This window comes from Amycolatopsis sp. NPDC059021 (genome assembly GCF_042739895.1).
Classification (GTDB): Bacteria; Actinomycetota; Actinomycetes; order Mycobacteriales; family Pseudonocardiaceae; genus Amycolatopsis.
In genome coordinates this window covers 4,601-11,861 of record NZ_JBHYIQ010000176.1, presented here as the reverse complement: position 1 = coordinate 11,861, position 7,261 = coordinate 4,601, and the positions used below count along the sequence as shown (strand labels likewise).

At 70.0% G+C, this 7,261-nt stretch carries 7 protein-coding genes; 4 read left to right on the top strand and 3 right to left on the bottom strand.

Annotated features, from left to right (window positions below; all coding sequences use genetic code 11):
* Nucleotides 1–282: 282 nt before the first annotated feature.
* On the top strand, nt 283–906 hold the full coding sequence (locus ACFWX1_RS46870; protein ID WP_378396417.1) for a LuxR C-terminal-related transcriptional regulator: 624 nt from the start codon (nt 283–285) through the stop codon (nt 904–906).
* Nucleotides 907–964: 58 nt separating this feature from the next.
* Here ACFWX1_RS46870 and ACFWX1_RS46865 read toward each other — a convergent pair whose 3' ends face one another.
* A complete protein-coding gene (locus tag ACFWX1_RS46865) occupies nt 965–1,651 on the bottom strand; it encodes a response regulator transcription factor (protein ID WP_378396416.1) in 687 nt (228 codons plus the stop codon).
* 67 nt (nt 1,652–1,718) lie between these two features.
* On the bottom strand, nt 1,719–2,255 hold the full coding sequence (locus ACFWX1_RS46860) for a hypothetical protein (protein ID WP_378396415.1): 537 nt from the start codon (nt 2,253–2,255) through the stop codon (nt 1,719–1,721).
* A 389-nt stretch (nt 2,256–2,644) separates the two neighbouring features.
* Here ACFWX1_RS46860 and ACFWX1_RS46855 point away from each other — a divergent pair, with 389 nt between their 5' ends.
* On the top strand, nt 2,645–3,268 hold the full coding sequence (locus ACFWX1_RS46855; RefSeq protein WP_378396414.1) for a response regulator transcription factor: 624 nt from the start codon (nt 2,645–2,647) through the stop codon (nt 3,266–3,268).
* A 39-nt stretch (nt 3,269–3,307) separates the two neighbouring features.
* Here ACFWX1_RS46855 and ACFWX1_RS46850 read toward each other — a convergent pair whose 3' ends face one another.
* On the bottom strand, nt 3,308–3,952 hold the full coding sequence (locus ACFWX1_RS46850) for a response regulator transcription factor (RefSeq protein WP_378396413.1): 645 nt from the start codon (nt 3,950–3,952) through the stop codon (nt 3,308–3,310).
* 101 nt (nt 3,953–4,053) lie between these two features.
* Between ACFWX1_RS46850 and ACFWX1_RS46845 the strand changes: the two genes are divergently transcribed.
* Both ACFWX1_RS46845 and ACFWX1_RS46840 read left to right on the top strand, forming a co-directional pair.
* Nucleotides 4,054–6,288: an ATP-binding protein gene (locus tag ACFWX1_RS46845; protein WP_378396412.1), complete on the top strand. Its 2,235-nt coding sequence runs from the start codon at nt 4,054–4,056 to the stop codon at nt 6,286–6,288.
* Nucleotides 6,289–6,457: 169 nt separating this feature from the next.
* Complete coding sequence (locus ACFWX1_RS46840) at nt 6,458–7,096, top strand: LuxR C-terminal-related transcriptional regulator (protein ID WP_378396411.1); 639 nt, start codon at nt 6,458–6,460, stop codon at nt 7,094–7,096.
* The last annotated feature ends 165 nt before the right edge of the window (nt 7,097–7,261 follow it).

The following is a 7,261-nucleotide window of genomic DNA, read 5'->3' as shown; positions in this document are numbered from 1 at the left end:
GACGTTCAGCGTCCCCAACGGCGCGTTCGCGACACCCTCGAGCCGCCCGGCACGAGCTCACGATCCGAGGGACGCCCTGGGTGCGTTCACCGCACCGAGGGACGCCCCCGGTGCATCCAACGCACCAAGGGCGTCCCTCGGCACGCCCGCCGTCGCCCGCCGCCGCAGCAGCAGCGTGGTGACGGTGTGAAGTCGCGTAGAGACGTGTAGAGAGTTCGTGAAGCCCCGCCGTCGATCATGGAGTTCGCCGCTGGAGGCCGGAACGCCATTCGGGAGTGTGTCATGGAGCTGATCAGGGTCAAGGTCTGCGCGACGGATCCCATCACGCAGAGCGGGGTCAAGGCGGGCCTGCGCTCGCGGCCGCGGATCTCCGTCGTGGACGGCGGGGGGACCGGCAAGGTCGACGTCGTGGTGGTCGCGGTCGAGCGGCTCGCCGCCGAGGCGATGCGGCTGCTCCGGGCTTCGGCCGCCGAGGACGGGGTGCCGGTCGTGCTGGTCACGAACGAGATCAAGGAGGCCGATCTGCTGCCGGCGCTCGAATGCCGGGTGGTCGCGATCGTGTCCAGGGCGGCGGCCTGCGAGGACAAGCTCGCCCGCGCCATCGTTTCGGCCGCGAGCGGCGGAGCGGACCTTCCGGCGGACCTGCTCGGGCATCTGCTGGAGCAGACCGAGCGGCTGCACCGCGAGGTGCTGGAGAGCAGGGGGATGACCGCGTCCGGCCTGTCCAGCCGCGAGATCCACGTGCTGCGGCTGATGGCCGACGGCCTGGACACCCACGAGATCGGCAAGGAGCTCGGCTATTCCGAGCGTACGGTCAAGAACATCATCTACGCGCTCACCACGCGGATCCAGCTGCGCAACCGGCCGCACGCGGTGGCGTACGCGATGCGGGCCGGTGTCATCTAGCCGATCGCGGCAGCACCTCTCGAACCGGCCGGGCGCCCCGGCGCCCGGCCTCGGACCGCTACGGTCCGACCTGCTGTACCAGGCCGCCGGGCCGGGCGAGGTCCGGCGGCGTTTCGGACCACAGCGCGCCGGTGCGGATCGCGTAGGCGACCGCATGGGTCCGGTTCCTCAGGTTGAGCCGGGTGACCAGTCCATAGAGGATGCTTTTCACCGTGCCCTCGGAATAGGCGAGTTTCGTGGCGATCTCGTCGGTGCGGAATCCCTCCGAGAGCAGGTTGAGCACGTCGAGCTCCCGCGCTTCGAAGCTGCTGAAAGTCAGGCCCCGCGGTTCCAGGTGCTCGCGGCGGAGACGGTGCAGTTCCGCGAGGAACGCCGCCTGGAGGTGCTGGGGCAGATAGGCCCGGCCCGCGGCGACACCGGTGAGCACCGACACGAGACGGCTCGCCGAGACGTGGGACGCCGGCAGCACGCCGAGCACGCCGTACTGCACGGCGGTGAGGACATCCGCGGGATCGAAGTAATGGGTGACGAGCACGCCGCGCGGGCCCGGCTCGCCGGCCGACTGCCGTCGTGCGCGCCAGAGCGCGCCGAGCTGAGGTCTGCCGATCCTGTCCTCGGCCAGCAGGATGACGTCGGCGTCCGGTAATGCGACGACGTCGACTTCCGGAGCCTCGTGCAGCAGATCGTCCAGGCCGAGCCTGGTGATCGGATCGGACGTCTGGACGAAAACTCGAATCCGGTTCATGGTCACCTCGCAGCTGACGAAATACGCGCGCGGGGACAAGCTTGCGTTGCGGGACTTCACGTCTCCTTCACGGCAGGCGCCCGGCGACATCCGCGTCGCCCGCGAGCCGGTCCGGTTCGGGAAGCTCGGGCGCGGGGGGACACTCGGCCGTCGTGATGAGTCCCGCCATGACCGCGAACGACCATTCGACGAATTCGGCCGAGGCGTCGGTGTCGCATCCGGGATTCGGCGCGAGCGGCAGCTCGCCCTCCGAAGTGGACGCCGCGGCGATGCGGAGTTCCTGCAGCATCCAGATCCAGTCCATGCGGTGCGGCGCGTCGTGCAGTTCGACCACGCCGCCGCGCTCGGGCAGATCGGCCAGGAAGAACGCGATGCGCGCCAGGGTCAGTTCGAGCTTGACCCGGAACCGGTCCGCTTCGGTCGCCAGCAGCGTCGAGATCACCTTGTCGTCGCCGAGGCTGTCGAGTGCGCGCTCGACCCGGGCGTAATAGTCCGCGAGACGCTCGCGCAGCATCCGCACCTGTTGCGGGCTGAAGATGCCGATGAGCTTTTCCCCGCAGCGATCCCAAAGCACTTCTCGCCGGGCCGCGTAGTCGCCGTCCATGGATTTCGATGATGCCGGTGCGCGGGCCGGCCATGGGAAGGACTTGCCCGTTCGTGACAATGGCGTACCCGGAAGACCCGGCCGGGTGGACGCGTGGTGGTTTTCCCGGAGACGGCTGGGAAATAGGACGACCCGCCGGCAGGTGCTGGGGGTCACCGCGGCGGGTCGTTGCCCTTGGCGCGGAGCGCCCCAGGCAAAGCCCACGTTACGGGAAGCGTGCCTGGCGGGCCAGGCAGATCTCGGTGCCCGGATGGCCCTTGACACGGGCGCCGAAGTGCTCATTTGAGCGCCCTGAGTGACACGATCGGGCGCGTGGAGTCTGTTTAGAGATCACGTGAAGTCTGCCGTCCCATACTGGTGATCATCGCGAGCCGGAGATGGAGGAACCCATGGAACGAGTTCGGGTCGGCGTCTGCGCCCTGGACCCCATCACGACGGCCGGGATGGCCAACTGCCTCGAGTCCCATGCGGACGTGAGCGTGGTCGGGAACCAGCGCCGCGACGAAGCCGACGTCGTCGTGGCGGCGTTCGAACGGCTTTCCGCCGACGCCGTCGCCGCGCTGCGCGAGGTCGCGGCGGACTTGGGCAAGCCGATCGTGCTGGTGGTCAACCAGATCAAGGAGGGCGAACTGCCGGTCGCGGTCGAATGCCGCGTGGTCGCGGTGCTGCCGCGTGCCGCGGTGACCGACGAACGGCTGGCCGACAGCGTCCGCGCCGCGGCGGCCGGCGGGGCGAACCTGCCGTCCAACCTGCTCGGCAGGCTGGTCGAGCACACCGAGCGGCTCTACCGGGAAGTGCTCGCGCCGGGCGGGCTGACCGGGGCCAGCCTCTCCCCTCGGGAGATCGACGTGCTGCGGCTGATGGCGGATGGCCTGGACACCAACGAGATCGCGGCCGAACTGTCCTATTCGGAGCGCACCGTGAAGAACATCATCTACGCCATCACCGACCGGCTGCGGCTGCGCAACCGGCCGCACGCGGTGGCGTATGCGATGCGTGCCGGGGTCATCTAAATCCGGAGGGACCGCTCAAATGAGCACTCGACTGAGCTTTCAGATGAGGCCTTCGCGTAGTGCGTGGGCGACGATATGCGTGCGATTGCGCAGGCCGAAGCGGGTGAGCAGGCCGTGCAGGATGTTCTTCACGGTCCGCTCGGAGTAGGCCACCTGTCGCGCGATTTCCGCGGTGTCCAGCCCGTCGGCGAGCAATCGCAATACATCGGTCTCGCGGGGCGAAAGACCGCTGAGCGTGAGTTCGCGCGGCGCGAGGATTTCCTCGTGAAGCCGCGACAGTCCGCGAAGCAGGCTGCCGAGCTGGTCGGCGGGAAGGTCGCCCCGGCCCGCGTGGGCATCGGCGACCGCACGCAGCAACCGCTCGGGCGTCGCTTCGGAGCGGGGCACGAGAACCGCGAGCCCGCGTTCGACCGCGGTCCACAGCTCCGGCTGTTTCGGTTCGTCGGCGATGAAGATCAACCGGGCACGCGACGGCGGGAGCAGGCGCAGATCGGTCCCGGCGACGGCGATCACGACGTCGGCCGCGGCCGGATCTTCCCGCAGTTCGATGCCCGGCCTGCCGTCGAGCACGCTGTGCAGACCGGCCCGGACGAGGTGGTCCGCGGCGCATACGGCGACCCGGACGGCCCGGCGCTCCTGTGCCGGGATGGCGGTCCGAGTCACCGGTGTCATCGTTGTCGGCATGGGGTCAGGTAACCCGTTCGGGTGACGGGCGGACAAGCGCGCGGAGGGGGCAGCTTTCCGGAACCGGAAGCCTGCCGGTTGAATGGACCACGGTGAACCCGGTGGACGAACCAGACGAAACGCGGTCGGTGTTCGGCAAGCTCCTGCTCGAACACCGCCGGGCGGCGGGCTGGACGCAGGAACGGCTCGCCGCTGCCTCCGGCCTCAGCGTCCGTGCCCTGCGCGAACTGGAACGGGGCCGCGCGCGGGCCGCTCAGCAGCGTTCCGCCGAGGTGCTCGCGGACGCGCTCGGCCTGGCGGGCGGCGATCGCGAGTTCTTCCTGACCGTTGCCAAGAAGGGACGGCGCCGGAACGCGTCGCGGGCTGCGCGGGTGGCGGCGACCTGCGCGCTGCCCACGCCCATCGCGGATCTGTGCGGCCGGGAGCACGAGCTGGACCTGCTGTCCGACGAGGTGGCCGGCGGTGGCGGCGTCGTCGCGGTCGTCGGCCAGGCCGGTGTCGGGAAGACCGCGCTGGCGGTGGCGGCCGCGGACCGGCTGCGCCCGGACTTCCCGGACGGCTGCTTCGCGGTGGACCTGCGCGGAATGGACGAGCAGCCGCTGAGTGCACGGGCCGCGCTGGACCGGCTGCTGCGCGCGCTCGACGTCACCCCAGGGCAGGTCCCCAAAACCGAAGCCGAGCAGTCCGCGTTGCTGCGAATGCTGCTCGACGGCCGGAAAGTGCTGCTGCTGCTCGACAACGCTTCCGACGAGGCACAGGTGCGGCCCCTGCTGGCCACCGGTCCCGGCTGCCTCACCCTGATCACCTGCCGCCGCACGCTCGCCGGGCTCGAAGGGGCCCGCTGGGTGTCGCTGGAGCCGCTTTCCGACGGCGCCGCGACTGGTCTGCTCGCCGCGATCCTCGGCGTGGACCGGGTCCGCGCCGAGCCGGGGGCGGCGCGGGAACTCGTCGAGTTGTGCGGAAACCTGCCGCTCGCCGTCCGGATCGCGGGCAACCGGCTCGCCACCCGGCCGCAGTGGTCCCTGGCCCATCTGGTCGCGCAGCTGCGCGACGAACGCACCCGGCTGCGCGCGCTTTCGGCGGGCGATCTGCAACTGCGCTCGGCGTTCGACCTGTCCTATCGCGGGGTTTCGGCCGGGGCACGGCTGCTGTTCCGGCGGCTGGCGACCGTGCCGGGCGCCGACTTCGGTGCCGAACTCGCCGGCGTCGTGACCGGCGCGGCCGACGCCGACGTGCGCGAACAGCTCGACGAACTCGTCGACGCGAGCCTGCTGCAGATCGCGGTCGACCCCGGGCGTTACCAGTTCCACGACCTGATCCGGCTCTTCGCCGGGGAACGGTTCGAGGCGGAGGAGGACCCGGCCGAGGCGGACACCGCGCTCGGCTATCTGCTCGACAGGACGGCCGAGGCGGCGCGGCTGTTCTTCCCCGAGGTACTGGAAACCGGGCGGTTCGGCTCGCGGGACGAGGCCGCCCGGTGGCTCGACGCGGAAGGCAGCAACTGGGTGGCCGCCCAGCGGGTGGCGGCGCGGAAGGGCTGGCACCGTGAGGTCGGCGATCTCGCCGCCGCGCTGCACTGGTATTCCGACGGCCGGAGCCAGCAGCGCCCGTGGCGCGAGATCTTCTCGCTCGGCGCGGACGCGGCGAAGGCCCTCGGCAACGCCGCCGAAGAGGCGAAGCTGCTCAACTTCGTCGGCTGGGCCCATGAAGTCTGTTTCGGCGACCGCGAAGCCGCGGTGGCGGCGCATCGCCGCGCACTGGAGATCGCCGACCGGATCGGCGAACACACCGAGCGCACGTGGTCCCACACCTACCTCGCCGAAACGCTGCTGCATCTCGGCCGGGCCGCCGAGGCGTCCGAACACGCCGAGCGCGCCCGCGAATCCGCCGGCGGGCTGCCGTTCTGGTCCGTGCAGAGCACGGTCCGCAACGTCTACGCCCATGCGCTGCGGGGAAGCGGCCGGTACGCCGAAGCCGTCGCCGTCCACCGTGCCGTCCTCGCCGACGCCGAACGGTACGCGGAACTGGCGAACCCCGAGATCCGCCGGATGCTGCGGGCGCAGACGCTGCGCGGGATCGGTGACGTGCTCTGCGAACTCCGCGAATGGCGGGAAGCCGCCGAGTCCTACCGCGTCGCCCGGTGGAACGCCTGGGAAGGCGGATTCGAGTCCGTCGAGGCGATCTGCGCGCTGGGCGAGGGCCGCGCCTGGCGTGAAGCGGGTGCCGTCGATGAGGCCAGGGAATGCCTCACCCTGGCCATCGAACTCTCCCAGGCCCCGGCGGCCCGCGAACGGCGGGAGCGCGCTCTGGCCGAACTGGTGCTCCTGCCGGACTGACTTTCTCCTGGTCCGGGCACGGTCCTCGCGCGTACCGCTCAGATGAGCGCTCAGAAAGTCGACGCCATCCACAGAACCTTCATGGTGCGGAGAACGTCTATAGGAGGAATGAAGACCACTCCGTCAGGCTGTGGTTCACACCAGGGTCCAGCGAGTTGGAGGGATTGCCGTGCAGCCGATCCGAGTTCTGATCCAGGCGTCCGATCCGGTCAAACGCGCGGGCATTGTTTCCCTGCTGCGCTCGGCTGAGCAAATAGACATCCTGACCGAGGGCGAGCGGGCGACCGCCGACGTGCTGGTCCTCGCCGAGCACTCCGTGGGTGCCGCGCAACTGGACGGCGTCCGCCGGATGCGGGCGGGTGTTCCCGATGTTCCGGGGCCGCGCTGCGTGGTGATCACCGACCGGTTCGACAAACAGGACACCCTGTTCGCCGTCCAGTGTGGCGTGTCGAGCATCCTGCCCGCCGAGCACTGCACGGCCGCCCGGCTGGTGGTCGCCGTGGTCGGTGCGACCAAAGGACATTCGATGTTCCCCCGTGGTCTGCAGTCGGCGCTGCTGAACCAGCTCCACGACCTCCGGGAGAACGTGCTCGAGCCGAACGGGCTGACGCTGTCCGGGTTCGCCCGCCGCGAGCTCGACACGATCCGGTTGATCGCGGACGGGTTCCGCACGGACGAGATCGCGTCGAAGCTTTCGTGTTCGGAAGGGACGGTCAAGAACGTGCTGCGTGGTGCCATGCAGCGGCTCGGCCTGGCCAACCGCACGCACGCCGTGGCCTACGCGATCCAGTCGGGTGCGCTGGTCTGACAGTCCTTTGTGGACTAATTGCTGACAACGATCGGGTGATTTTCGGCGCTCGGCGCCCTCGAATTCGCTTTGGCGACGATTCCCGCTCGATGGTGCCGCCCTTTGACAGCGCAATGCCGTGAAGGCCTCCTTACCGGCGTTGAGCGCCGGTAAGGAGGCCTTCAT

What these genes read in the sequence shown, in the direction of transcription:
- ACFWX1_RS46870 (WP_378396417.1), top strand. Translation starts at nt 283, where the DNA reads ATGGAGCTGATCAGGGTCAAGGTCTGCGCGACGGATCCCATCACGCAG.
- ACFWX1_RS46865 (WP_378396416.1), bottom strand. Translation starts at nt 1,651, where the DNA reads ATGAACCGGATTCGAGTTTTCGTCCAGACGTCCGATCCGATCACCAGG.
- ACFWX1_RS46860 (WP_378396415.1), bottom strand. Translation starts at nt 2,255, where the DNA reads ATGGACGGCGACTACGCGGCCCGGCGAGAAGTGCTTTGGGATCGCTGC.
- ACFWX1_RS46855 (WP_378396414.1), top strand. Translation starts at nt 2,645, where the DNA reads ATGGAACGAGTTCGGGTCGGCGTCTGCGCCCTGGACCCCATCACGACG.
- ACFWX1_RS46850 (WP_378396413.1), bottom strand. Translation starts at nt 3,952, where the DNA reads ATGCCGACAACGATGACACCGGTGACTCGGACCGCCATCCCGGCACAG.